Source organism: Algoriphagus hitonicola (genome assembly GCF_900113375.1).
GTDB lineage: Bacteria > Bacteroidota > Bacteroidia > Cytophagales > Cyclobacteriaceae > Algoriphagus > Algoriphagus hitonicola.
The window spans coordinates 101,559-128,450 of the sequence record NZ_FOPC01000010.1; the positions used below are offsets into that span (position 1 = coordinate 101,559).

17 protein-coding genes are annotated in these 26,892 nt (G+C 41.1%); 6 read left to right on the forward strand and 11 right to left on the reverse strand.

Translation table 11 applies throughout. The features are described from left to right. Positions 1–126 precede the first annotated feature (126 nt). The 5 genes from cas2 to BM043_RS14040 all read right to left on the reverse strand — a co-directional run bounded on the left by cas2 (position 127) and on the right by BM043_RS14040 (position 9,324). Complete coding sequence (cas2, locus tag BM043_RS14020) at positions 127–474, reverse strand: CRISPR-associated endonuclease Cas2 (protein ID WP_092792702.1); 348 nt, start codon at positions 472–474, stop codon at positions 127–129. Further along, positions 467–1,363, reverse strand: a complete 897-nt coding sequence (cas1, locus tag BM043_RS14025; RefSeq protein WP_092792703.1) for a type II CRISPR-associated endonuclease Cas1 — start codon at positions 1,361–1,363, stop codon at positions 467–469. The genes cas2 and cas1 overlap by 8 nt, the downstream gene beginning before the upstream one ends. Before the next feature lie 67 nt (positions 1,364–1,430). After that, a complete protein-coding gene (locus BM043_RS14030) occupies positions 1,431–2,009 on the reverse strand; it encodes a transposase (RefSeq protein WP_092792705.1) in 579 nt (192 codons plus the stop codon). Between the two features lie 168 nt (positions 2,010–2,177). Then, positions 2,178–6,770, reverse strand: coding sequence for a type II CRISPR RNA-guided endonuclease Cas9 (gene cas9, locus BM043_RS14035; RefSeq protein WP_092792707.1), 4,593 nt, complete (start codon positions 6,768–6,770; stop codon positions 2,178–2,180). Between the two features lie 304 nt (positions 6,771–7,074). Next, positions 7,075–9,324, reverse strand: coding sequence for a Tex family protein (locus BM043_RS14040; protein WP_092792825.1), 2,250 nt, complete (start codon positions 9,322–9,324; stop codon positions 7,075–7,077). A gap of 176 nt (positions 9,325–9,500) precedes the next feature. Here BM043_RS14040 and BM043_RS14045 point away from each other — a divergent pair, with 176 nt between their 5' ends. The 6 genes from BM043_RS14045 (at position 9,501) to BM043_RS14070 (ending at position 19,601) form a co-directional block, all read left to right on the forward strand. Then, a complete protein-coding gene (locus tag BM043_RS14045; RefSeq protein WP_092792826.1) occupies positions 9,501–10,073 on the forward strand; it encodes a TlpA family protein disulfide reductase in 573 nt (190 codons plus the stop codon). A 90-nt stretch (positions 10,074–10,163) separates the two neighbouring features. Beyond that, complete coding sequence (locus BM043_RS14050; RefSeq protein ID WP_092792709.1) at positions 10,164–12,494, forward strand: glycoside hydrolase family 95 protein; 2,331 nt, start codon at positions 10,164–10,166, stop codon at positions 12,492–12,494. A 205-nt stretch (positions 12,495–12,699) separates the two neighbouring features. Beyond that, positions 12,700–13,830 carry a nitrilase-related carbon-nitrogen hydrolase gene (locus tag BM043_RS14055; RefSeq protein ID WP_092792712.1) on the forward strand — a complete coding sequence of 377 codons (1,131 nt, stop codon included), beginning with the start codon at positions 12,700–12,702 and terminating at the stop codon, positions 13,828–13,830. A 153-nt stretch (positions 13,831–13,983) separates the two neighbouring features. Then, entirely contained in the window at positions 13,984–15,549 is a 1,566-nt protein-coding gene (locus BM043_RS14060) for a purple acid phosphatase family protein (protein WP_092792714.1), read from the forward strand. Between the two features lie 60 nt (positions 15,550–15,609). Further along, complete coding sequence (locus tag BM043_RS14065) at positions 15,610–16,632, forward strand: LacI family DNA-binding transcriptional regulator (RefSeq protein ID WP_092792715.1); 1,023 nt, start codon at positions 15,610–15,612, stop codon at positions 16,630–16,632. Positions 16,633–16,826: 194 nt separating this feature from the next. Continuing rightward, positions 16,827–19,601 carry a M14 family zinc carboxypeptidase gene (locus BM043_RS14070; protein WP_092792717.1) on the forward strand — a complete coding sequence of 925 codons (2,775 nt, stop codon included), beginning with the start codon at positions 16,827–16,829 and terminating at the stop codon, positions 19,599–19,601. Between the two features lie 157 nt (positions 19,602–19,758). Here BM043_RS14070 and BM043_RS14075 read toward each other — a convergent pair whose 3' ends face one another. The 6 genes from BM043_RS14075 to BM043_RS14100 form a co-directional block, all read right to left on the reverse strand. Next, positions 19,759–21,708 (reverse strand): alpha-amylase family glycosyl hydrolase, encoded by a 1,950-nt coding sequence (locus tag BM043_RS14075; protein WP_092792719.1) that lies wholly within the window; start codon positions 21,706–21,708, stop codon positions 19,759–19,761. A gap of 12 nt (positions 21,709–21,720) precedes the next feature. Continuing rightward, a complete protein-coding gene (locus BM043_RS14080; RefSeq protein WP_092792721.1) occupies positions 21,721–23,202 on the reverse strand; it encodes an MFS transporter in 1,482 nt (493 codons plus the stop codon). A 622-nt stretch (positions 23,203–23,824) separates the two neighbouring features. Next, positions 23,825–25,081, reverse strand: coding sequence for a pyridoxal-dependent decarboxylase (locus tag BM043_RS14085; RefSeq protein ID WP_245753039.1), 1,257 nt, complete (start codon positions 25,079–25,081; stop codon positions 23,825–23,827). A gap of 19 nt (positions 25,082–25,100) precedes the next feature. Next, on the reverse strand, positions 25,101–25,547 hold the full coding sequence (locus tag BM043_RS14090; protein ID WP_092792724.1) for a molybdenum cofactor biosynthesis protein MoaE: 447 nt from the start codon (positions 25,545–25,547) through the stop codon (positions 25,101–25,103). Beyond that, positions 25,540–26,625: a HesA/MoeB/ThiF family protein gene (locus tag BM043_RS14095; protein WP_092792828.1), complete on the reverse strand. Its 1,086-nt coding sequence runs from the start codon at positions 26,623–26,625 to the stop codon at positions 25,540–25,542. The genes BM043_RS14090 and BM043_RS14095 overlap by 8 nt, the downstream gene beginning before the upstream one ends. A 2-nt stretch (positions 26,626–26,627) precedes the next feature. Further along, the gene (locus tag BM043_RS14100) at positions 26,628–26,867 is read right to left on the reverse strand and encodes a MoaD/ThiS family protein (protein ID WP_092792726.1); all 240 of its coding nucleotides are present in this window, start codon (positions 26,865–26,867) and stop codon (positions 26,628–26,630) included. Positions 26,868–26,892: the final 25 nt, after the last annotated feature.

Consider the following 26,892-nt stretch of genomic DNA (forward strand, 5'->3'; position numbering starts at 1 on the left):
TGGCTGGTATGCTGTTTTTTATGTACTATTCTAGGATTTAAAAAATTATTGGATTTGGGAAGTCCCATATTAAGAATGGGCAAGTTTTAACTTTTCCAAAGTTTTAAACTTTGGAAAAGTTTAGGTTCAAAACAATTCCAATTGCTGCGTAGGTGCTTCGGTCTCCTGCTTACTAGTTCCAAAAAACACCTCCATCATCCCAAACTGCTTATCGGTAATCGACATAATTCCCACTTTTCCTTTGGGTGGGAGATTTTTTTTGGTTCGTTTGATATGCACATCAGCATTTTCTCTGCTTGCACAGAAACGCATGTAAATGGAGAATTGAAACATCCCAAAACCATCGTCCAATAACTTCTTCCGGAAAGAAGTGGCGATTTTTCTATCCTTGCGAGTTTCGGTGGGCAGGTCAAAGAAGACTAAAACCCACAAACTCCTGTACTGATTAAGTCTTGAAAAGTACTTTTCATCCATATTCCGGGTAAATGATCTTTCTACTGATTCCTGCAAAACACTCAAACAGAGAAGAGGTAGTTCTGGAAGCTGCTACCATAAGTGGGCTTTTTTGCCCATCGATTTTGACATCCAAAGCGGGAATACTTAACAGTTCCTTTTTCAAATCGGTGGTCAATTCGGCAAAATCATCTTGCGTTTCTACCACATGAGAAACTACCAAATCCACATATGGACGGTAAGGCTCCATGATATCATCTGCCAAGCAATAGGCATTGTATTTATTTCGGTGCCAAATCCCAACTCCCGGAAGCATTCCCGATGAAACTAATGCCCTCGCAACAACAGCCCTCAAAACGGCATAGCCATAATTCAATAAATTATTAGGAGGAACTCCAGCCTGTGTTCGATTAAAATCTGGAATCTCAAATAATTTTTGCCAATAGATAGCCGCTGCTTGGGCCTCGTGATTTCCTGAATCTCCCGAATTGACATTTTTATAGAGGTATTCCATCCGCTTCGATTCCTTTCCTTTTTCCCGTAAAAGGGAATATTGATTTTTGATTTTTGCTGTGATGGTCTGCTGCCAGAGATTTTTTTTCAAAGGCTGTGATGCTTCTAATTGATATCGAATCCGCTCGGTTTGCTCGGTGTGTCCTTGCATCGGGAGAAGCAGTCCTTCTGGAAGATGTTGGGCATTACAGGATACCACCGCAACTTTACGATCAGTGAGTTTGGCCAAAAGGCCATTGGTGATCGTGATCTGTTGATTTTCCAATACAATCATACCTAAGTCCTCGATAGGGACAGTACGGTCCGGTTTATCCCCTTCGGGAAAAGAAATTTGCAGCTGCTCATTTTTGGTACTTAGGTAGGCTGGATTACCGAAGAAAAGGGTTCTTTTGATCATGTTTTTAAATTTTGGCAGGAGTCAACTTTTCCAAAGTTTTAGAACTTTGGAAAAGTTACCTGATCCACTATTCCAAATTTTTATTCATTAACCATTCCTTTTTCATTTTCATCATATTCTCCACATGTTCCCAACCGTCATAGAAATTTGTAAAATAGGCTCTTTGTAAATTTGAAGTCTTATTTAAATTTTGGTAAGCATGCCAACTCGACCATTTCCAATCAGGATGATCTTTGACAAAACCATGTTTAACTGGATTGAGATGAATATATATAAAAGTCTCCTGCCATTGGTGTTCGTCAATAATGGGGGTTCTTTTGAAGTTCTTAATAAACAAACTTCCTTTTCTATTATAAACTTTATTAAACGACTGAGTGTAAGAACTAAAGAATTTAGCGAATTGCTTAGAGATTAACTTTTCTAAAGTTTCGAACTTTGGAAAAGTTGACATCAATTGCTCTTCATCCATCACACCCACCAGCAAATGGAAATGATTCGGCATCAGGCAATAGGCATAAGTATCTACCACACCACTCAAATACTTGACATATTGCTGAAGAAAGAACCTATAATTCTCTTCGTCACGAAAGATATTCTCCATTCCGTTTGCGTGATTGTAGATATGATAGGATCGTCCTAGCTCCATAAATTTAATTTTATAACGACTAGCTTAAGGGTAAACTCATCCAAAGTTTTAGAACTTTGGATGAGTTGAAGAAAGCACTTATAAAAATCCTTTTTTGGTAACCATCCTCCATGCTAATAGCGTCATTATAGGTATCGAAGTATTTAGATGGTCCCATTTATGTTTTTCCTATTTATTTATCTTTCCTAATCTATTTACTTTTATTTTTATGCAACACTCCTTAATTCTTTTGTCCGATTCGATTGTTAATTCTTGCTTATTTAAACTTCCGAGCTCACCAATTTTTGATTTGGAATCATAATTTTTTATTAATGCTGCGATATCAGCTCTTACAAAATGGCATTCTGGCCCAGTACAGCTAACCATTTTATAAATTCTACAAACCTGATTTTTTGAAAGGTTATTAAAATCGATTGTATCTATACTTTCCTCTTTATCAGGAACATAAACCAAATCATTTGGAGATAAATAAAACAAAAGTCTATCTTCTTTTTCATTCAATGGAGGAACTGGTTCCTCTCCCTGCTTAAGCCTTTCCATTACAATATTGAATGGAATTGTTTCATAACTTCTTTTCCCTTCATCATTCACATAAATTCCAAAGAAAAGGTTGGTGCCTTTAGCAGCTTCTACAAATTTGGACTTTTTGTTGCCTATATAACCTACTGGAAATTTATTCCCTTTTGGTTCATAAGTCCTTACTTTATAAATTGGTTTATGGAATTTCCCTCTATTAAGGCTTATTATATTATTATTCATTTCCTCAATGCCTTCGGGTGTAAATGCCAATGTTTCGGGATCTATAACCTCTCCTTTGTCATTCTTAACCCCTTTATAATTCTCTAAATGATTAAGTAGAATTTTCTGTATTCCTGTATCAGTAACTGAATGAAGCTTTTTCTCTGAAAATGAAGTGTCTAAGCTAACTCTAGATGCTGCTAAATCTTTATCAAAGAAATAAACATCCACCTTTGAAATATCCTTTTCTTCAAACTTAAAACCTCTGTCTTTAAAATACTTTAAAAGCAATTTATTGTCATAGTTTAGATTTTTTAGTTCTACGATTTTCTTCTTGAGCTTTTTATCTAATAGATCCGAATGGATATCTAATGCTAATCTCAATGGAACTGTTTTCACCTTTCTTAATTCTACCAGACCTGAAACAGTATCCTTATGTATTGCCTTTCTAATAGCCCATGAATCACCTTTTATCTGGGCGGTTAGTCCTTTTATAGGATTTCCATTTTTATCTTTTCTAATATTCCCTTCCTCGTCATAATAGCTCTGATATTTATTTGTAGTCCTGTTGATAACTCTTAAGTTTTGTTTGAAGCTCACAGTAATTTTTCCCAAATTTTCTTTTGCGTCGGACGTAAATGATTCCCAAGGTTTATGAAAAACCCAATCAAAATCCTTGGCATTGTTGGAATTAGTTTTTTTGTAGCAAAGCTTGTGTTTAAGGTCAAATCTTCTTTGTTGCTTTTCCTCCTTACCTCTATATTTCTTACCTAAAGCATGTTCATTGTTTAAATAATTCACGTGATCTCTAGTAGCACAGGCAATGACTAAAGCATCCAAGGCATGATGCCTGTGGTCTATTCTCTTCTTTTGAAACCCTTTCGAATACTCTATTGGAACAGTAGGTAAAAATTTCTGATGTTTTTTATTCCATGATGTAAAACTATTACTCGCGGTGATCTGATTCATTCTTTCAAATCTTGGAAGTATTAAGTCGTTCCATATATCATTAAGTCCCCAATCATTTTTTAATTCGTTAGTAATTTTACCATTACCAGGAATTACATTTTTTGAATTGAATCCAGAATCATCTTGATTTGACCTCACAATATTGGACAAAATGGAGGTAACATACTTGCTTATATACTTAGTATCGTTCATTTGTCTTTCTACCATTTTCTCTGGTAATTCATCCATCAATAACTTTCGCTTCTTAGCTGGATTTTTTGAATAATTATCTTGAACAAATGACTTGAAAGCACTTTCTGAAAAAATCTCGACCTCTTCTCCCATTCCCAAAGAAACCCGTTGTCCATGAAAATTTTTAATGAATTCTAACCCCATCATTTTGTCTTTAAGTTTGTTCACAGCCGATTCACAAATAACTTTATTGCTTAGGCTGTCATCAAAAAATCTTGATTGTGGAATCACATGCTCAATTTCATAAGCTGAGGTGAAAAGTTTATTTAAAGGGATTACTTTACCTGTGTAAGGTGACATGTATTTTTGTTCCAGCCATAATTTATACCTCTGTAAATCCGATCTTGATGGTTGGGCAGTTTTACTGATTTTCAAAATTTCATCTGGAACATCAATACTTGATTTTAAAATTCCTTCCTCGTAGATTTTAAGAATTTCCTGCTGCATGGGCGAAAAAGGCCTGACATTATCAACATCAGGATCTTCTAAAAGCTCAACTAACAATGCTTTTACTCTAAGATTTGTGCTTTCATTTTCTGAAATCACTTTTGAAAGTCTTTCCCTTTCGCCAGCAGGATTTTTCATATCCCTACCTAATTCTACATGGATTTCATCAAAAAAGTCTTTATTTCCATTCCCATACTGAAGCCATATATCTTTTACCACTCTCAGGGTTTCAACTATTACCTGCTCAACAATAGGGTTTCTTAATGAATGTTGTTTGAAACCTTTAATAAATGACTCCAAGCCCTCACTTGAATTCCATTTGGTGATTTCCGAAGCCTCAGAATGTCTACCATAAACCAAGTAATTTACAAACCATATAGGTAATCCCTGGAAATCTTCAACAGAGGTGAATTCTTTTGAAAGATCTCTCACTTTATCCTTGATTTCTGGATCATACTCGCCATTTAGTATTTTATCAATTCTTTCTAAGGTAGATAGCTCAATTTTTTCTGCACTCCAATTAGAACCAAACCTCATCAATGGAATCAACCTTTTAATTGCTTTGAGAGAGTAGGCACCGTAATCACTCTTATAAGGCGGAATTTTTTTAAACGAATCAACAAAAGATTGAACATCGAGATCCTTCTTTCTGGCAAATGATTTTAATGCTTTCTCAAATTCAACTTTATCAGTTACTGAATAAATTACATGCCATAATGCTTCTTCAAATTCGCTTGTAAAGTTCTTGAAATCAAAACCTTCAACTTTCTCAAGTCTCTTCAAAATCTCAAACCTTGTCGGGTTACAAGGGTATACTTTTGACTCGCCTTTCTCTACATCATAAACATAGTTCCATTTATAATTTAGGATTTCTGAATTTAATTCTTTCCCTTTAAGCCCTTCCTTAATAAGAAAGAACTTCATTAAATTTTTGCAATCAATTTCTTTCTGATTCATCAAAAAATCCAAGAGTTCTTCATACTGGTCTATATCTCCAAGAAATTTTTCGGTCACATATTTTTCATCTTTAATTCCAATAATCCTAAGGTTATTAATCCATTGCAACAACCTAAATTCTTGGTATAATGGATGGGATTTCGAAACAACCTTTATTGGTGAAACATTTTCTATTCCATCCTTCATAAAAACTCTGCTCTCCAATGGACAATTGGAAATTGTTGATTTTTGGCTCCTTAAGGGTCTTTGGTAAAATATAATATCTTCAACCAAAAGATGAATCAAATCCTGGTTTTGAAGAAGGCTTTGATGGGAATAATTGTTTTTATACAATTCTCTGATACAGTCTGACAAAACCCCTTCATCATTCAGCTCAGAATGAAAACGTTTTTGGGAAATTAATATCGACTTTAATTCTTTTTTATAAAACTTCCTTTCAATTGTCCTAATTAAGTCTCCTTTAATTTTCTGAGAGGGATTTGAAAGAAGATTATCATAGATAAACTCTCCAACCGTCTTGTTGGAGTCTTTTATTTCCTTTTCGGTTTTTTTCTTTCTTAGTCCCCAATCATCTTCGCTAGGAGCTCGAAAACTCCTTTTTTCATTTCCTTCTTTATCAAGTTTGACATTTCCTTCTTCATCAATATCAGTGGTTACAATGAAATCCTTTGTTTTTCCAAGCCAATCATCCATTGGGACTTTGCTTGATCTTCGATAAACCCACCCATTTTCCAATATCAAAGAATACCAAGTTTCTCCTTTTTTATTAGGACTTTCGTCTGCTGTAATTTCAATTACTTTCAAAGAATAAAATTCTTCGAGTTTATTTGCCTTCTCATCATCTTCCTCACCTCTCAATTGATAATATCCTCTCTTTTGATTAAAGTTCAGAATTAACCAAGCCAATTCCTCTTTTTCAACTTTTTCTGTAATAGCCTTTTTCCTTAAAAAATATATCGTCCAATCATAAGGAATTTTTCTTCCACCCTTAACTAATTCTGGATGACTTGACTTAAATTCATTTAGCATTTCTTCGAAGGAATTCTTAAAAATGAACCCTTCCGTATTGTAGGCTATTTTAGGTTCAGACTCTTCAATAAACTTTCCTAGATTCTTCTCAAAATCAATTTGATCTGAAAAATGTTTAGGTAGAAAGTTTAAAACATTTAAAACCCTTAACAACCTTTCCCTTCTCAGCAAATGTCTTTCTCTTAGTCTTCTGACTCCTCTTAACCTCGTTCTTTCAGCAGTTTGTGAAATAGAATTACCTTTTTCAAATTCACCTAAAATATCTTGGCTCATAGGGATAATTCTAGATCCCATACCAAGAATTCTTCCTTCTCTTTCTTTAAAGTCTTGCTCTATCAAAGCCCATCCAATCGAGTTAGTCCCCAAATCCAATCCCAAAATCTTTTTCATGGTTTTATAAAAGTTTAAAGTTTAAAATCTATATTAGCATTATCAATTTGAAGCAATTCACAATAAGGATTATTCCGTTGTGAAAACATTTAAGAGGGCCCCGATAGATTCATTCTTTCGGGGTCGTCTTTTTTTACTCCTTAGTTTCAGGAGCAAAATAGGAACTTCAATCCAAAAAAAAATACCCAGTACAGGGTATTTTTTAAGTTTTTAATAATTTGACAGAGATTGTCGTAGAATTATTTAGATATTTTCGAACAATATATTCTGCATTTCATATAATTTTGAATTTATTTCATAAAAGTCAACCCCCAAACTTCCCCTTCAGCATCGCCAGCTTCTCGGCCATGCTAGGTTCTTTTTGGTTGGGCTTTGCTGATCGATTTTCTTCAGGCTTGGCCATCTTTTTCCCACGCTCAGCGAAGGGATCCGACTTCATACTCAAGCCAATTCGCTTTCGGGCAGCATCGACTTCCATTACCGTCACCTGAACTTTTTGATTGACTTGGATCACTTCATTGGGATCTTTGACAAATCGATCAGCCAAATGACTCAAATGCACCAAGCCATCCTGATGAACTCCTATATCCACAAATGCGCCAAAAGCCGTGATATTGGTTACCACACCGGGAAGTTTCATTCCTGTTTTCAGATCAGAAATGCTATTGACCCCTTCCTCAAACTGGAAGACCTCAAAACTCTCCCGCGGATCTCGCCCCGGTTTGGCCAATTCTTGTAAAATGTCCTCTAGAGTCGGAATCCCTACTCGCTCAGAAACGTAATTTTTTAAGTTGATCCGCTGTCGGAGTTCCTCCGAACTCATCAAATCGGTAACAGTCGCACCCAAATCCTTGGCCATTTGCTCGACGAGTTCGTAGCGCTCCGGGTGAACTCCCGAACTGTCCAGGGGATGCTTGGCCTGACGAATCCGTAAAAATCCCGCTGCCTGTTCGTAGGCTTTTTCGCCCAATCTTGGCACTTTCAGCAATTGGGACCGACTTGAGAATGGACCATTTTGATTTCGATATTCTACAATGTTTTGCGCCAAGACAGGCCCCAGTCCAGAGACGTAGGTCAACAGCTGCTTGGAAGCAGTATTTACCTCCACTCCCACTCCATTTACAGCCGACATCACGGTATCATCCAGCGCATTTTTAAGCGCACTTTGATCGACATCGTGTTGATATTGCCCGACCCCGATGGATTTGGGATCGATTTTGACCAACTCGGCCAATGGATCCATCAAACGCCTTCCGATACTTACTGCTCCTCTCACAGTCAAATCCAAATCAGGAAATTCCTCCCGAGCCACATCCGAAGCCGAATAAATCGATGCTCCAGACTCATTGACCATGGTGACGATAACAGATTTGGGTAATCCCAAATTTTTGACAAAAGCCTCCGTTTCCCGACCGGCAGTCCCGTTTCCTATCGCAATCGCTTGGATAGAAAACTTTTCCGCAAGTCCTTTAACAGTCATGCCCGATTCGGCTGTTCTCCGTTGCGGTTCATGGGGATAGATTGCCTCATAATGTAAAAATTGTCCCTGAGGCCCCAAACACACCAATTTACAGCCTGTTCGGAAACCCGGATCAATTGCCATCACTGCTTTTTCGCCTAGAGGCGCACCCAAAAGCAGCTGTCTCAAATTCTCCGCAAATACACGGATAGCTTCCTCATCGGCTTTCTTTTTAGTCATCAGACGAACCTCCGTCTCCATACTGGGCTTAAGCAATCGCTTATACGCATCTTTGATCGCCAAGTGAACTTGCTCTACCGAAGCGTTAGCGGCATTTTCTAAAATTTCCCGCTCCATCAACGCCAAAGCATCGGCTTCCTCCGGACAAGAATCCAGCATCAAAAACAATTCCTTTTCCCCTCTTCTCATCGCCAATACTCGGTGAGAGGGTGCTGTTTTAATGGGTTCGGACCAGTCAAAATAATCCTTGTATTTTATCGCTTCCTGCTCTTTTCCGGGGATGACTCGGGAAGTAAAGGATCCATGCTCTAAAAAAAGCTTTCGCATCTTTTCACGTAAAATCACATTTTCGTTGATCCACTCCGCAATGATATCCCGTGCACCCTGAAGGGCCTCCTCGATGCTATTGACTTCTTGAGCTGCATCCACATATTCAGCCGCAGTCTGCTCGATATCCAAAGATTCTTGCTTAAAAATCTGTTTAGCAAGCGGCTCCAAGCCTTTCTCCCGCGCAATGGTCGCCTTGGTTCGTCGTTTAGGTTTATAAGGAAGATAAATATCTTCGAGTTTTGCCATCGTCTCAGCAGTGGCGATGGACTGTAGAAGGACATCTGTCATTTTCCCTTGCTCCTCGATTGACTTGATTACCGCTTCCTTTCGCTTATCCAAATCCCGCAGTTGTTGCAGGCGATCCCGGACCGCAGCAACTTGCACTTCATCCAAGCTTCCGGTGACTTCCTTTCGATAGCGGGAAATAAAAGGTACTGTCGCTCCTCCGTCCAAAAGCTCGATCGTCGCTTTTACCTGGGCCGGTCGAACCTGCAGTTCGGAAGAAATTTTTACTTCGTAATTCATATTTACTGGTGATTTTTCCAACTTGAGGCTGCAAGATACGTGTCCTGAGTCAGACAAAAAGGCTGATGTGTAAGACTTGTCACTAAATGGCTGAAGCTGATGGATTAATTTTGAAAATAAATTGATCAATTATCAGCTGCTAAAAATCAAGGATAAAAATGGAGGAAAAGAAAAAAATGGATTGGAAAAAAGAAATCAAGTCTTGGGGACTGATTCTCGCATTTTTTGCCTTTCTCTATTTCACCGGATTATTGCCCGTGGTCCAGGGAGCCATTCAGTCCGTCTTACTTTCCACAGGTTTGATCCAACCCAAACTGGAACGAGTGGATCTGACCGATCAAAATTTTGATTATTCAGGTCAGTTTCAGGATTTTGATGGAAATCGAATAAATCTCTCCGATTATAAAGGTAAAACGGTCTTCATCAATCTGTGGGCCTCTTGGTGTGGCCCGTGTAGAGCTGAGATGCCGCATATTTCCGAACTCTATAAATCCTTGGAAGATGAGAAAGACATTGAATTTCTCATGATTGGATTGGATAATGACTTTGAGAAAAGCAAAGGTCTGATTGAATCCAAGACTTGGGCTTTCCCGGCCGTACATGCCAGCTTTGGGATTAATAAAAGTCTTCAAAGCGAATCGATTCCCACCACCTTAGTCGTCAATTCAGAGGGAAAAATCGTTTTTTATCAGGAAGGAATGAGCAATTTCAACACGGATGAATTTCGAGATTTTCTCATTTCCCAATAAATCCAAATCCTGGTTTCGGCGCTTTTTTAATTTCGGTTTGCTGGCACAAAAGATTTGTAGTATTCTTCGGATGCAAACCCAATCTAGCCGATGAAAAATGCTATTATCCTCTTAGGAGTCTTTATTGCTGTATTTTTTGATAGTCAAGCCCAGCAATCGAAATTGTGGTATCAGCAGGCCGCTGAAATATGGGAAGAGGCCTTACCGCTTGGAAATGGCCGATTAGGCGCCATGGTCTTTGGTATTCCGGGAAATGAACGAATCCAGTTGAATGAAGACTCTCTCTGGCCGGGAGGACCAAAAGATTGGGGGCTTGCCGAGGGAAGACCGGAGGATTTGGCACAAATTAGAGCTTTCCTTATTGCCGGTGAGCATCAAAAAGCAGACTCACTGTTGGTTTTAAAATTCTCCAGAAAAGGAATTACCCGATCCCATCAGACGCTAGGCGACCTTTTTTTAGATTTCGAGTGGAAGGAGGTGAGCGATATTTACCGCGAGTTGGATTTAGAGCGGGCAGTGGCTTTTTCCAGGTTTGAAAGTGAGGGATATGAGGTAAGTCAGGAGGTTTTTTCTTCGTCCCCAGATCAAGCCTTGATTATCCGATTAATAACCAATCATCCCAAAGGATTCCGGGGAAAAATCCGATTAAACAGACCCGAAGACGAAGGCGTACCCACTGCGGAGACCAAGGCCATTCATAATCAATTATTGGAAATGAATGGAGAAGTCACCCAGCGCGGAGGTCAAATTGATTCCAAGCCTGCTCCCATTTACCATGGAGTTCGTTTTCGCAGTATTTTACAAGTTGATGCGGATATTCCTTTAGAAAGCGAGGAGGAAAAACTTCTGGTTAATGGCGCCTCAGAAATCACGTTGAAATTGGTCACCGCTACCTCCTATTATCATCAAAATCATGAGCAGGTAGCCCAAAGTCAACTGGATCGAATCGCATTCAAAAGCTTTGGAGAATTGCTGTTTGCGCACGAAAAAGAATATAAGGCCTGGTTTGATCGAATGGATCTCCAACTAGGGGAAAATAAGCAAGATGAAATCCCCACAGATCGTCGGATCCAGCTAGTAAAAGAAGGAAAAACCGATCTCTGGCTCGAAAAACTGCTTTTCGACTATGGCCGATATTTGTTGATTTCCTCCAGTCGGCCGGGCACCAATCCAGCCAACCTCCAAGGACTTTGGAACCAACACATCGCCGCTCCCTGGAATGCGGATTATCATTTGAATATCAATTTGCAAATGAATTATTGGCCGGCGGAAGTGACTGGCTTGAGTGAATTGCATATGCCGCTATTTGATTTCACAGATGAATTAATCGAAAACGGAAAAGAAGTCGCACGGGTAAATTTCGGTATGCAAGGATCCGTTTTGCCGCATACCACCGATCTATGGAAAATCCCATTTTTACAGGCAGCTACAGCTTACTGGGGCAGTTGGATGGGTTCGGGTGCTTGGCTGGCCCGGCATTATTGGGAACACTATTTATTTACCGGCGATGAGGTTTTTCTTCGCGAGCGGGCACTTCCGGCAATCGAACAATTATGCCTTTTTTATGCAGACTGGCTGATGAAAGATCCACGGGATGGAAGCTGGGTATCGGCTCCTTCGACCTCTCCCGAAAATCAGTTTATCAATCCAAAAGGAATAAAATCAGCCTCCACCATGGGTGCTGCTATGGATCAACAATTAATTGAAGATATATTTACTATTTATCTTAAAATCAAAGATGTAAATCCTACTAAATCTGAACTAGGTAACCGAATAGAAAAGCTAATGCCTAGTTTGAGATCCGGCGTGATACTGGGAAAAGACGGGCGGATCCTAGAATGGGACAGAGAATATGAAGAGTCTGAAAAGGGACATCGCCACCTTTCCCATTTGTATGCCTTTCACCCTGCCAATCAAATCACTCCCAGCCAAACTCCCCCTCTAATGGAAGCGGTCAAAAAGACCTTGGATTTCCGACTTGCCAACGGTGGGGCTGGTACCGGTTGGTCCCGGGCATGGCTGATCAATTTCTCGGCGAGACTTCTTGACGGGGAAGCTACCCACGATCACATTCAAAAACTCATCAGTCAGTCACTTTATCCCAACTTATTTGACGCTCATCCGCCTTTTCAGATTGACGGGAATTTTGGCTTTACAGCAGGGGTAGCCGAAATGCTCATTCAAAGTCATGAAGAGGGCATTATTCGAGTATTACCTGCTTTGCCTAAAGCTTGGAAAACGGGAAAAGTGCATGGTATCAAAGCAAGAGGGGGATTTACGCTAGATTTCGAATGGAAAGACGGAAAACTCAGCTGGTTAAAAATCCATTCTTCACTGGGAAAACCGGTAACTGTATTTGCAGAAGGATCAGAAATGGAACTGAACTTAAAAGCGGGTGAAAAAATGGAATTTGAGTTTTAACTGGGAAAAGCCAGATTATTAGCCATTGATAATCATTAAATTAAAAATCCACTTTGAAAAACCCCTCGCATTGATTTTGGAATAAAACCAATTAATCAGAATTTTTTTACATTTTGCCTTTTCAAGTTGACAATCAAGTAGCATTGGAATATACTCGGAAACACTTCACCATGTCAGTCCATTCTTAAATCAAATTCACCCAGACATGAAGAGGTTTATCATTTCAGCAGTCCTTCTATTGATTTTTATTTGGCTTATCTGGTCAAACACCGGAAGAGGTTATCCCCTTCCTCCCCCTGAAATGTACTTGGATTTGGTTCAGGAGTTGAATCCTTCGGATACCTTGAATCGAAATATTCTGGGTATTCAGCCCTATATGGAAACCCGTGATTATCTCAATCAAGATGTATTTTATTCCAAATTGAACGGATATTTAACAGCAGCCGATCAGGAGGGATTAGTCAAGCGAAATTCACTCATTTTATTCCCAGAATACATCGGTACCTGGTTGGTGATATCCGGAGAAAAACATGCAATCGCCGAAAAGGAGAAATTGGAAGATGCCATGTCCACCCTGATTATTTCCAATTTGGTGGATTTTGGATTGAGCTATTTCAAGGCTAGGGAAGAAAATCGAAAGATGGGCGCCCTTTTCCGAATGAAATCCAGTAAAATGGCCCGGGAATACTACTATGCCTTCAGCCGAATGGCCCAAGAGCAAAAATGCTATATCGCTGCAGGATCCATCATTTTGCCGGGTCCCGGTGTCGCGGATGGGGAATTGATCATAGACAATTCCAAACCCCTTTATAATGCCTCCTTTATTTTCGGACCTGATGGCAAAATAATAGGACAGCCCGTGCTCAAAGCTTTTCCAATCGAATCAGAAAAATCATTTTTAGGCTCTGCCACTACAGATGATTTTCCCATTTTCAACCTTCCCATGGGAAAAACCTCCCTGTTAATTTGTGCTGACAGCTGGTATCCTGAATTCTTCCAGCTAATGGATGAAGAAGAAGTCGAAATTGTCCTCGTTCCCTCTTTTTTGGCCGAAGATAGAGGAATGGACCGCCTATGGATGGGTTATACCGGGGCATCTGCTCCTGTCGGCACTGACTTAAATGACATTGAAAAAATCAGCGAATGGGAAGCATGGAATAAATATGCCCTACCCGCTAAAATCAACAATACCAAAGCTAAAGTGGCGCTGAATGTATTTTTGAGGGGAAATCTATGGGATTTGGGTTCGGACGGGCAGGCCATGGCCTATTTCAACGGGCAGCATTTGGATGCTCAGAAAGCCGAACGGGCAGGAATTTGGTCTTTGAATTTTTAGGAAAAAACAATCCTTGTCCAATTAATTTCAAAACTTCGCTTTCATATTAATTACAAATCAACGCGACATTAGCTTTTGGTTAATTTTTAAAAGTCAGCCTATCTCTTTTTAATTCCACCCAAAAAATGGGTATTTTTCAGAAAAGACAAACTCATGAAATCTATCCTGTCCCTATCCCTGATTTTTCTTTTCACTTTTCAAGTACTTGCCCAGAAGCCACGAGTGTACAAAGCGCCCCAGTTTGGTCAGGACTGGAGTAAACCTTCCGAACACCCTGACCGAATAGTATTGACTTTTGGTCAAAATGCCACGGAAGAAATTCGAATCAACTGGAGAACAGACAGTACCATTACAGAAGCCTACGCAGAAATAGCCATTGCCACTGCCGCACCCAAGTTTTGGAGAAATGCGATAAGCCAAAAAGCAAAAACCGAAAGGTTCAACGCACTTGATGTCCCCCGAGCAGAGGTTTTAGCCAACTACCACAGTGTACAATTCGATGAACTCCAACCGGCAACGACCTATGCTTATCGCGTGGGAGATGGAGATCGCTGGTCAGAATGGTTTCAGTTCAACACTCCGGATTCGGACCCGGAAGCTAAATTCTCCTTTCTCTACGTAGGAGATGCGCAAAACTTCATTCTTGAACTTTGGTCAAGACTCATTCGAGAAGGCTATCGCAAAGCACCCAATGCCGATTTTATCATCCATGCAGGTGATTTGATTAACTATGCCCACCGTGAACAAGAATGGCACGAATGGTTTACCGCAGGAGGTTTTATCCATAGTATGCTACCGACTTTAGCTGTACCAGGAAATCATGAATATAACTACCTCAACGACCAGGATCGAATAGATCGAAAACGTAGTCTATCCGCACAGTGGAAACCTCAATTCAGTTTTCCCGAAAATGGACCGGAGGGATTGGAAGAAACGGTTTATTTCATCGATTATCCCCAGGTGAAATTTATTTTTCTGGATAGCAATCGAGAGCATGAGGTTCAGGCCGAATGGTTGAAATCGGTGCTTGCGCAAAATGATAAAAAATGGACCATTGTCAGCTACCATCACCCCTTGTTTTCAGCCTCTGCAGGACGCGATAATGAAGATTTGCGCAAACTTTGGAAACCGATTTTTGATGAATATTCAGTGGATTTAGCCCTTCAGGGCCATGATCACAGCTATGCCAGAGGGCGGGTAGCTCCCGGTGAAAATGTACTCAATGGACTTAATATGCGAGATCAGACCGGAACCGTTTACGTGGTATCCGTCAGTGGGGGCAAAATGTACGGACTACGCCCCAATGGCTGGGAAGACCTGGAAGCGGAACGGGATCGAGCAGCGGAAAACACCCAGCTTTTTCAGGTGATTTCAGTGGAAGGAAACAAGCTCCAGTTTGAAGCTTATACGGCTATCGGAGAGCTTTATGATGCATTTGAATTGATCAAATCTGAGGATGGCCGCAATCAATTCGTGGAGAAAAAGGGAGAACTCGGTCCGGAATTTCGATTTGAAAACACCATACCATATGAAGATCAGCTACCGGAAGAAATCGCCTCAAGCTTGCTCAAAAAATACCCAGGATATCAATTGGGAAGAGTAAGTTTCATAGAGGACAAAAATGGATTCCGGTATCAAGTCCGCTTACAAAAAGACGAAGATGAGAAAGAGGTAATTTTGGACAAAACAGGTCAAGAAGTCGACAAGCTGACAAATTGATCAATTCTTTGGATTTTGGGTAGAATCTGACTTATATTCAATCCAATAGACCCAAAATCCATGTCAGACAAACGCCGCATTACCCTTAAAGACATTGCCCGGGAATTGGGTATTTCTGTTTCCACTGCTTCACGGGCACTCAATTCTTATTCTGGAATTTCGGCGGACACCATTAAATTGGTGAAGGATTACGCGGAAAAACACCATTACGTTCCAAATTCGATTGCTGTAAACTTTCGGAAAAACAAAACGCAGACCATCGGGATGATCGTCCCTGAATTGGTGCACCCTTTTTTTTCGGCAGTGATTAGTGGCGCTATTAGTCGGGCAAATGCCGCAGGTTACCGCTTACTGATTAGTCAAACTGACGAGAAAGCAAAAAATGAAATCCTTGCCTGCCAAAGTATGATAGGTGGTAATGTAGATGGTCTGCTGATTTCCATTGCCAATGAAACCACCAATATTGATCATATTCAGGAGTTTTTGGATGAAGGCAAACCAGTAATCCAGTTTGATAAGTTTTCAGAACTGCTTGACACGCCCAAAGTGATTACCGATGATTTCGAAAGTGCCTATTCAGCTGTCAAACATCTTATAGATCAAGGGTATCGAAAAATCGCGCATATCAATGGCTTGATGGCTGTACAGAATTCCATCGACCGATTCAAGGGATACAAAAAAGCCCTGGAAGATCATGGTCTAGAATACCGGGAAGAATGGGTACCGCATTGCAAATCAATCAGTGAAGGAGAAGGGCTTGAATTTGCAAAGCAATTGATGAATTTACCCCAGCGGCCGGATGCGATTTTTTGTATTACCGACTTGGTTGCATTGGGTGTCATGAATTACCTCAAAAGCGCAGGAATCAAGGTGCCGGAGCAAGTAGGCGTGATGGGATTCAGCAACTGGAAAATTTCCGAAGTGATGTGCCCGAGCCTCAGCACAGTCGATCAGCATGGCTTTAAAATTGGTGCAAAATCGGCGGAAATTCTGCTCAATTTGCTAAAAGAAAACTCCCAAGGAAATCATGAGACTTACAAAATTGAAACGGATTTAATTATTCGTGAATCTACTTTAAAATAAACCCTTCCTCTGATCACGAGTGATTTATAACCTTATTGATTCCCGCCTAGTAAAAAGGACTTTCAATAATTTTGGTTTGACAGGTACATTGTGAAGAATTTCATCATCCTATTTTATTTCTTTAGAAGAATTCCCTTAACTTCTAATCTTCAATCCCAAAATACGAACACTTACCACCACCAATCATCTCCAATATGAAATCATCCATTTTTAAAGGATTGTTTCTTCTGTTAGTTGGCTTTCAGTCAGCTCAAGCACAAGAAATAGACGAAACCTACAACTCCAAAATCAGAGAGTTTACCACCGATCCAAGATTCCTTCCACAATCAGTCCTGAATGTGGAAAAACATCCGGAAATCCCCTCCCCTCTGGAGCATTTTGGCGAAATAATAGGTGCGCCAAAAATCATGCATAGCACAGCGGAGATTTATGAGTATTATAAAATTTTGGCGGATAAATCCCCCTTTCTAAGTATCCGGCAAGTCGAAACTTCTGAAGAAGGAAGGCCGATATTTTTGGTGATTATTGGCGATGAGGACAGCAATCAGCGCCTGGATCATTACCAATCCCAAATGAATAAGCTTGCCGATCCGAGAATTACTGACGCTGCCCAAGCGAAGGACATCATTGCTGACACCAAACCTTTTTATTACCTCAACGGAGGCATGCATTCCACTGAGATGGGTTCACCGGAAATGCTGATGGAACTAGCCTATCGAATGGTGAGTAGCTCAGATCCCGCTATTGTCAATATCCGGGAAAACCTAATCCTATTGATCAATCCGGTTTCCGAGCCTGATGGCAGAGACAAGCAAGTGGATTGGTATCATCGATATACCAAAGAAATCAGTGAGTGGGAAAATGATTTTCCAAAATCCCCTCCTTACTGGGGCAAGTATGTCTTTCATGACAATAACCGGGACGGGCTTCAGGTTTCGCAGGCAATCACCAAAGGGATCTTCAAGATCTTTTTTGATTGGCATCCCATCGTTATGCTGGATTTGCATGAGTCTGTTCCTTTGCTTTACATCTCTACAGGAACCGGTCCCTACAATGAGCAGGTGGATCCGATTACCATAGGAGAATGGCAGATCATGGCCAATAGTGACATTGCAAGTTTGGCTGCTCAGGGAATGCCTGGCGCATTTACTTGGGCATTTTATGACGGTTGGTGGCCGGGTTATGGAATCTGGGTAGCCAATAACCATAATTCCAATGGACGCTTTTACGAGACATTTGGTAACGCAGGCGCCAACACCTACTTAAGGGATCTTTCCAAGCAATCCTATGCAGGAGACCCAGCTACCACCCGTGAATGGTACCGTCCAGATCCGCCTACAGAAAAAGTCTATTGGTCTGCCCGAAATAATGTCAATTACATGCAAGCGGGAGTATTGGCATCCCTCACCTACGCTGCGCATAATGGAGAGCAATTACTCAAAAACTTCTATCAAAAAGGAGTCAATTCCATCCAAAAAGGGAAGAGCGAAAGTCCCAAGGCTTTTATCATTCCGTCTGGACAAAAAGATCCTGTGATGGCTGCCTATTTGGTCAATCAGCTTCGAGCCCAGCGGATCGAAGTGCATCAGGCTACTGAGGGAGAAAATGAAGGAGATTATGTAGTCCTTCTTGATCAACCTTATCGCAATCTTGCGGTGAATTTACTTACCGAACAAAATTATCCTAAGGATGCGAAATTTCCACCCTATGATGATATTGCCTGGACTTTGGGCTATTTATACGGGGTCAAAGTCGAGAAAACAGACAGCCTAGTCTATGAGTCAAACCAACTGAAACTCCTAAACGAGGATGCCAAATACACTGGGAAAACAGTTGGAAATGGAAACGGATATTTCCTTAACTATCAGGCTCAGAACACCGTTTTACCTGCGCTATATTGGATGAAAGAGCAAAATAAAAATTTCGAGGCTTTAATTTTAGAAGAGGAATTTATTGTTGGAAATGATACTCTAGCGAAGGGCTCCATTTATTTTGAGGGGATAAATTCAAGCCTAGCTAAAAGTCTCAACGAAAACTATGGCTTGGATTTGATTAGAGGCAGCGAAAAACCGCAAAGTGATCAGGGTCATAAGATGAATCTTCCACGGATTGCCATTTACCATACCTGGTTCAATACACAGGATGAAGGCTGGTCCCGCTATACATTTGAGCAACGCGGAATCCCATATACATCCATAGATAAAGATGATCTGAAAAACGGAAATCTTAGAGCCAACTTTGACGTAATCTTGGTGCCCAGATCAAGAGGAAATGCTTCTACGTTTATTCATGGTGTCACTACTGAATTTGGACCTATAGCTTATACCAAAACAGAAGAATATTCCTCGCATGGATTTCCAGATAGTAGCGAGGATATCACCGGTGGACCTGGATTTATGGGCATGGATAATCTAAAGAAGTTTGCCGAAGACGGAGGGATGATTATCACATTGGATAATTCTACCGCAATGGTAGCCGAGACAGGAATTACCAGAAAACTCAGTCCTTATTCAGCCAGTGGCTTGTTTCATCCCGGTTCTGTAGTGACAGTAAAAGCCAAAAATTCGTCCAGTCCACTGCTCTATGGATACCCGGAAATCTTCTCGATTTTCCGTGGAAATGGTCCTCTTTACCAAGTTGATTTAAAAAATCGGGACATGATGGTATTGCAATATGGTACGAAGGGATTGAAAGACGAAACACCTTATGACGGGCCGATTATGGGAATGCCGGATAAAAAGAAGGAGGAAACCAAGGAACAAGAATCTACCGAAAAGTCACCTCCTTATGTAAGATCAGGAATGGTCAGAAATGAACAAAATATTATCGGACATGGTACACTGTTTAATGTGCCCGTTGGAAAGGGAAGAATCATCGCCTTTACCTTTGATCCACTTCATCGATATCTAAATCACCATGACGCTCCATTGGTTTGGAATGCCTTGATTAATTGGGATGATATGGATTAAGGATTCAAAACTGAAAAAAGGAATTAAAAAGCTGGATGACTATTGGACTAAGCTCTCAATATAGTCATTCAGCTTTTTTGCATAAATAACTACACACTAAAAACAAGCAGCCGCCCAAGCCGCTCCAAATTCGTCCAGATTTACAAAAAAATCAGCATCAGTCCTTCACCTCCAAAATTCGGAATTCATACGGAGCCAAGTGAAGGAACTCATTATCCAAGCCAACCTGAAGAAATTCTTCATTCCAATGATCCCAAAGTTTACGGGGAATCAATCCCTGCTCTTTGAATACATACCAGGTCAAGTCTTGAAACTGAGTACTGAAATTAAACACCACATAAATCCGCTGCTCACCCAAACTTCTCAAATATCCCGTGATATGCTTGTTTTGAAGTCCAAGCCAGAGCAAATTATTATAGTCTCCAATTGCTGACAAGTCCTTTCGTATTTGAATTAAGCGCTGCGTGCCTGAAAAAATCCGCTCCTCCACAGTTCCCCTTTCCTTAATTTTCAATGCTGTTTCCCAAGTAATTTGAGGACGGTGCATCCAGCGATTGTCATAGCTTTTGCCAGGATCATTTTGATAGGAGTAATCATTGGTGTAACCCAATTCATCCCCGTAAAATATCATCGGCAATCCACCCAGAAAAAAAGAATGGGCCTGCATTAACAGAATTTTTTGGATTGATAGATTGATCTGTCCTTGATCATTTTCTTCCAAGGATTTTTCCAAACCACAAAGTGAAGCCAAAGTCCCGGAAATCCTCGCATCATCGGTTCGGGGATTGGATGAAAAAAGCGCTCCCCTTGCAGGACTTCCCAGTGTGTTCCCGATAAAATAATCCTTCAGAAATCGTCGGTGCAAAAAGGGATCTTTTCCCGCTTTGGCAATCATGTAATCATCATAACCCAAGCCAATATCATCGTGACATCGAGTATAGGAAATCCAGCTACAGCCATAGGGTTTTTGGGACAAAATGGGCTGGGCCTGAAGCATCACCTCAGTTTCTCCGGAAGCCAGCATATCCCATTGCAAAGCCATCTGAGTCGCATTATAGGTAAAATCACATTCTTTTCCCTCCTGCTCTCCTTCACCAAAATATTCCATAATCGCAGCCGGGGCCACAATAGCCTCTCCCAAAATCGCCATTCCCGGACTTGACATCTGCACGGCCTGCTTGATCAGTTGTAAAATAGCATGCGCCTGAGGAAGATTCTGACAGGAAGTCCCCGTTTCCTTCCAAATAAAAGCCGGTGCATCGATTCGGAGGAGGTCCACTCCCAGATTGGCATAGAAAAAAATCGTATCCAGCATTTCCCGAAGGACTTGAGGATTTCTAAAATTAAGATCCCATTGATAACCATGAAATACAGTCATTACCCATTTCTGACATTCCTCAGACCAAGTGAAATTTCCGGGTGCACTTTCGGGAAAAATTTCGGGCATCGCCACTTCATATTGATTGGGAATCCAGCGATTGTCATACATATAGTAGTAATCCTGATAGTACGAATCACCGGATTTGGCTTTTTCCGCCCACTCATGGCGATGAGAAGTATGATTGAGGACGATATCCAACATGAGGTTCATTCCCTTTTCATGTAGCGTATGGACCAATCCCTGTAAATCCTTGAGCGAACCAAACCGAGGGCTGACTTTTCGGAAATCCGAAACTGCATATCCTCCGTCGCTCTCTCCTTCCGGACTTTCGAAAAGCGGCATCAGATGAAGAAAATTCACGCCTAACTCTTCCAAATAGGACAGCTTGCCATTTAAATCGTTGATTTTCCCACAAAATCGATCCACATACAAACTCATTCCCACGAGTTCATTGCTGAGAAACCAGTTTCCCTTTGCGAGTTTATCCTTATCTCTTTTCTTCAAATTGGGACTCCGTGACACATAAGCCTCAAATATTGTCCGAAGGAGTCGGTAAAAATAATCGTCAATTTCGGGCTCATTTCCGTAAATACTTTCATACAATTTCCGCAGCGAGCCCATTCCCTCTTTAAGCCGAATGGAAAAGGCATAATCTGAATCATCCTTATCCAGATTAAATTCGGTATAAAACCCTGATATCTTTTGATTGATATTTTCTTGCTTCATGTCACTTCAAAATCAATGTCCCGCAGATAGCCCGCTGACTTCAGTGATTATCTTTTTATTTTCTTTGATATAGAGGGTCGCCAATCCCGCGATCAAGAGTAAAACCCCTCCAAATACGATCGCCAAACCGGGGTCATTGTTCAGAAATGTCCGCGAAATAAACCCAAACGTAAGCGTCTGCAATATCATCGGAATCACAATCATCATATTGATCACGCCCATGTACACACCGTATCGTTCCTTCGGTATCTCATTGACGACCAACAAATAAGGAACTCCCATCATACTGGCCCAAGCAATGCCAAATCCAGTCATGGGAAGAAAAAGAGCATATTTATTTTCCAAAAATGGAAAAACCAAAAGTCCTGCTCCTGCCAACAAGAGACAGATAAAGTGCACCTTTTTTGGTCCAAATTTCCGAGCCATTCCCGCCAGAAAAAAAGCGGACAGAAAGGTGACAATATTATACCAGCCATTGACCAATCCTGTCCATCCTACCGCCTCCTCAAACAGCTTGGGATCGGCAGTAGGTGAGGTATTCCAAACCGATTGGGCGATACTTTTGGCGGCATTCTGCCAATAGCAAAACAAGGCATACCATTGAAACAAATACACCAAAGCCAGCTTCCACATCACCGAAGGCATTACCATAATGGATTCGATGATTTCGATATTCTGGGCAAATAGAATTCGGGTGGTCGAATTCGCTTTCGTTTTCTGCAAAATACGATGCAATAGTCCTTTTTGAAAAATGGCCGGGATCAGTAGCACAAAGAAAACCAGATAGGCAAAGAGTGTAGTCAGAATCGATAAAAAGAACTGAATCGCCGGATGAGGCATTCCTTTGGTTCGCACTTTTAGCGCCTCCAATTCTTCAGGACTCGGGGGGATTTCATCGGTTTTGGAAATACTCCAGAGCACCGAACCAATCGAACAAACCGTACCCAAGAAAAATGAGGCATATACCCAATAGGGCAGCGAACCCCAAGTGCCGGTAATGAATTTTTGAAAGACGAAAAGGGAGACGTTGGCCAAAGTAATCCCCAAACCCGTGAAAAAACTTTGCGTCAAAAAACCGGTGCTGTATTGCTCGTCGGGCAATTTATCCGCAATTAAAGCCCGATAAGGCTCCATGGCAGTATTGTTTGCCGCGTCGAGCACCCAAAGTAATCCGGCAGCCATCCAGAGCGAACTGCTAAAAGGATAAAAGAATAGCGTAATGCTACAAAATAAGGCTCCGATAAAAAAGAAAGGTTTTCTTCTACCGTATTTTGGACTCCAAGTATTGTCACTCAGCGCACCAATTATCGGCTGAATCAGCAAACCAGTCATTGGTCCTGCCAAATTCAAAATAGGAATCTCATCCGGCATGGCACCCAGCATGTCATAAATGGGATTGACTGCACTCTGCTGAAGACCGAAACTATACTGAATGCCAAAAAAACCAACATTCATGTTGATGATTTGGGAAAAAGAAAGGCGTGGTTTTGCCATAGAAAAGAGTGGACATTTTGGGTTTAAAGGAAAATAAGCAAGTATTCTCACCTATTCAATCCACCTAACATACAAACTTTATCACAGCCAAAAGCTGTCTTTCCAAATAAAAAGCATGAAAAAAATATGCAAACGGTTGATAATTTTGACAAGCCTAAAATATCAACCGTTTTCTTTGAAGAGCTTAAAAACAAACTCTCCGAGGGATGAAAAACCCTCGGAGAGTAATTCGGTATTGTTGGTTTAAAAAGACGTTGTCAAGCTGAGCACTTGAAATACGAGAGTCTCGAAATCGAAACGTCCCCGACTTCGCCACCAATGACAGAGATGCTTAATATCACAAAATTGGGGTCAGTCCGAGCACCCGAAAGACGGGAGTCTGAAGGTACGAGGACGCTTTGACTCTCCCGAAACTTGATCGGGACAAGCTGCTCAGCGTGATCAAAAATTTGATTCAAACCATAATTTTCGTCATCTCCTTTTTGTATGTTCGAAGAATAGTTAAGACTCGGACTGAACCACACTCAGTTGTCCAAAAGCCTTCCGTCATGGGTAGCACTTGAGAGAAAGGTGGGCCCTCAAAGTGACAAATGACAGGTATTAAACAGTCCCGGTTTTTTTTCTAACTCGAAACCTTTGTAAAACTTTTCATTTCAGCGATAAATTCCTTCAAATGCTCGATTTCCACATGGTCCATCAAGACGATTTTGTACCATTCATTATCTTCTCCATGGGACTGAGGGACCAAATTGAATTTCATAGCAATCGGTTCAGGCACGGCATGGGCTCGGATCGTCACGATATTCATCTCCGGTTCTCGGAAATAGGGAATTTTTAACAGATCGAGTTGTTTACAGAGCCAGTTGGTGCGCATTTTTAGCACAGATATTTTTTCATACCATTTATGCGGGCCATAGGTAGTCAGGATGGTCCAGACAGCCACCGCATTGGCACCGGATCGGCTACCGCAAAGTGTCAAATCCATACCCTCCACGTATTCGGCTTCCTTAGTCAGTACATTTTCGATCAAGCCTTTTCGACAGACAAAAATCCCCGTTCCATAGGGTGCCTGAAGCATCTTGTGCGCATCAATGGTCAGGGATGAAATATCAGGATTTTCAAAGGTGATGGGGTTTTCGTCCTCGGAAAACGGAAAAACAAAACCTCCATAAGCCCCATCAATATGAAGCCGGAAAGTCACTCCAAAACTTTTTAACGTTTCGGCTAATGGTACCGGATCATCCACGGAGCCAAACATGGTCGTTCCCATATTGGCGATCGCGATGAAGTATTTTTTACCGTTAGAAATCGCGCGTTTGATTGCAGCCTCAATTGCTTCCTGAGACATATCTCGAGTATCCTCTTGAACGGGCACCTTTTCCCAATCAATCATCAAAAGATTAGCTCCGTTGGGAATGGAATAGTGCGTATCCTCAGAGGCCAAAATCACAATTTCTTCTAATTTGGCTCTGTGTTTTTTCATAAACTCATTTCTGAAAATCCACATCGCCTGAACATTGGCTTCCGTTCCTCCGGGGGAAATGTAACCGTCAAACTGATCGTCTTCTATTTTAAACAAGTCCACGGCGATCATTTTCAAGACTTCCCGCTCGAGATCTTGGGTTCCTTTGAAAGCATATTCGGAAGTACCGTACGTATGACATCCGATATGATTGGGATTGGCGATATAGGTGCTCAAAACGGGCATTTCCCGAAGAAAAAGGGATTCATTGGTAAAGACCTTTTCATCCAATCTAGAGGCAGGATAGCCTAAATTGGCATCTTTGGAAAAATCAACATTGGCCTTTAAGGCTTTTTGTACACGCTCTTGGCGCTCTTCCGGAGAGAGTTTTCTCCAATACTTCATCTCTATGTTCATAACTGTGCATTTGGGTTTCTTAGGTATTTACTTTCCACACATGCTCGTCCGAATCTAGGATCTCCTTACCCCACACGGGGAGTTCGGCTTTGATTCGTTCCACGAGTTCTTCGCAAGCATCCATGGCTGCTTTCCGGTGTTTGGATGAGGTGAATACAAAAAGACAAAGTTCACCTGTCTTCACTTCCCCTAAACTGTGATAGATGTGCATGCAGGTCAGGGGGTATTTTTCAAAAATGGCTTCCCTTATTTCAAACGCCTTTTCCAAAGCCATTTCGGCATAAGCCGAATATTCAATACCGATTACTGCGCCGTTCTCTTTTTGGTCGGCACGTACCTGACCCAAAAAGATGGAATGTCCGCCGATTTCGGTTTTACTGCTGTGATTGGCGATGGACTGAGCGATTTTTTCGGGTGAAATTGCTCCTTCAATAAATATATTTTTGGGTTTTCTGACTTTATCCATTTCGAAATTGACTTGATTTTAATGCATCTATCCCACCACGGATAGAGAAGATCGTCTTATCGGGAAATTCCGATTTCAATCGTAAAGCGGCCTTTTGACTACGAATTCCACTTTGACAGAAAAAAAATAAAGCTTCCGCTTCTTCTAGTTGATCAAAGTATCCTTCAAACTCTGAAAGAGGAGCTTTGAATAAGACTGAACAAACCAAAGGTGGCTGTTCATCGAGTTCCCTAACATCTACCAGCATAGTCCCATGACCAGCTCGCTGAAAAGCCTCATCCCAATCCAGCAACTCGATTCCTTCGCAGGCCAATTCATAATTCATTTGTTGGAAAGCCTCCCAATCTTGCGGGGCTTGAGCTCGTGATTGATATTGAGGGCTGATCTCCACCTCATAGGATTGGGAATTGAGGCTGTTGAAAAACAAGATTCGGTTATCCAAAATTTTACCCAATCCGGTAATCCACTTAATGGCTTCCAATGCCATTAAATTGCCGATGATTCCCGGCAAAACACCAATTACGCCCGTTTGGGCACAATTGGGGATTTCTGTCGCCGCCGGCATATTGGGATACAAATCCCGGTAATTACAGGAGTTTCGGAAGGAGTTAAATACCGAAACCTGTCCTTCATGCTGATAAACTGCCCCGAAAATAAGTGGTTTTTTAGCTAGCACACAGGCGTCATTGACCAAATATCGGGTGGGAAAATTATCCGAACCATCGATAATTAAATCATAGGATTTCAGAAGTTGAGAAGCGTTATCCACTCGGATAAACTCCGGAAAAGCAAACCAGTTGATATCGCTGTATTTATGTTGGAAAAAAGCAACAGCCTGCTCGGCTTTGTTTTTCCCAAGGTCTTTTTCCCCGAAAAGCACCTGTCGGTTTAGATTGGAAAGACTTACTTCATCACCATCCACCACTCCGATTCGGCCTACTCCTGCCGCTGCCAAATACAGTAAAATCGGGCAACCCAAGCCTCCTGCTCCGATCACCAAAACGGAAGCTTTCCGGAGTTTTTCCTGTCCCTCTTTTCCCAATCCGGGAAGCATCACCTGTCGCTCAAATCTATCCATAATCATCCTCCTGAAAACGGGGGTAAAAGTGCCACTTCTGCTCCTTGAGGAATTTCAGTTTGTTCAGCAGCTAATTTCTTATTGATTGCCAAAGTAAACTTCAAGGGCTTCAACTCCGGAAATCGCTCAAAAAGTTGCTGTTTGAATCTTGCAGGGTTTCCCGGATTATCCATTTGAAAATCATTCATTCCGATTTTCTCTGCCACCAGCCCAAAAGCTTTTACTGAAATCTGATTTTCCATACTTAGTTAATTCTAGCTACTAAAT

Coding starts and splice junctions, on each gene's coding strand:
- cas2 (WP_092792702.1), bottom strand. CDS start 474: ATGGATGAAAAGTACTTTTCAAGACTTAATCAGTACAGGAGTTTGTGG.
- cas1 (WP_092792703.1), bottom strand. CDS start 1,363: ATGATCAAAAGAACCCTTTTCTTCGGTAATCCAGCCTACCTAAGTACC.
- BM043_RS14030 (WP_092792705.1), bottom strand. CDS start 2,009: ATGGAGCTAGGACGATCCTATCATATCTACAATCACGCAAACGGAATG.
- cas9 (WP_092792707.1), bottom strand. CDS start 6,770: ATGAAAAAGATTTTGGGATTGGATTTGGGGACTAACTCGATTGGATGG.
- BM043_RS14040 (WP_092792825.1), bottom strand. CDS start 9,324: ATGAATTACGAAGTAAAAATTTCTTCCGAACTGCAGGTTCGACCGGCC.
- BM043_RS14045 (WP_092792826.1), top strand. CDS start 9,501: ATGGATTGGAAAAAAGAAATCAAGTCTTGGGGACTGATTCTCGCATTT.
- BM043_RS14050 (WP_092792709.1), top strand. CDS start 10,164: ATGAAAAATGCTATTATCCTCTTAGGAGTCTTTATTGCTGTATTTTTT.
- BM043_RS14055 (WP_092792712.1), top strand. CDS start 12,700: ATGAAGAGGTTTATCATTTCAGCAGTCCTTCTATTGATTTTTATTTGG.
- BM043_RS14060 (WP_092792714.1), top strand. CDS start 13,984: ATGAAATCTATCCTGTCCCTATCCCTGATTTTTCTTTTCACTTTTCAA.
- BM043_RS14065 (WP_092792715.1), top strand. CDS start 15,610: ATGTCAGACAAACGCCGCATTACCCTTAAAGACATTGCCCGGGAATTG.
- BM043_RS14070 (WP_092792717.1), top strand. CDS start 16,827: ATGAAATCATCCATTTTTAAAGGATTGTTTCTTCTGTTAGTTGGCTTT.
- BM043_RS14075 (WP_092792719.1), bottom strand. CDS start 21,708: ATGAAGCAAGAAAATATCAATCAAAAGATATCAGGGTTTTATACCGAA.
- BM043_RS14080 (WP_092792721.1), bottom strand. CDS start 23,202: ATGGCAAAACCACGCCTTTCTTTTTCCCAAATCATCAACATGAATGTT.
- BM043_RS14085 (WP_245753039.1), bottom strand. CDS start 25,081: ATGAACATAGAGATGAAGTATTGGAGAAAACTCTCTCCGGAAGAGCGC.
- BM043_RS14090 (WP_092792724.1), bottom strand. CDS start 25,547: ATGGATAAAGTCAGAAAACCCAAAAATATATTTATTGAAGGAGCAATT.
- BM043_RS14095 (WP_092792828.1), bottom strand. CDS start 26,625: ATGGATAGATTTGAGCGACAGGTGATGCTTCCCGGATTGGGAAAAGAG.
- BM043_RS14100 (WP_092792726.1), bottom strand. CDS start 26,867: ATGGAAAATCAGATTTCAGTAAAAGCTTTTGGGCTGGTGGCAGAGAAA.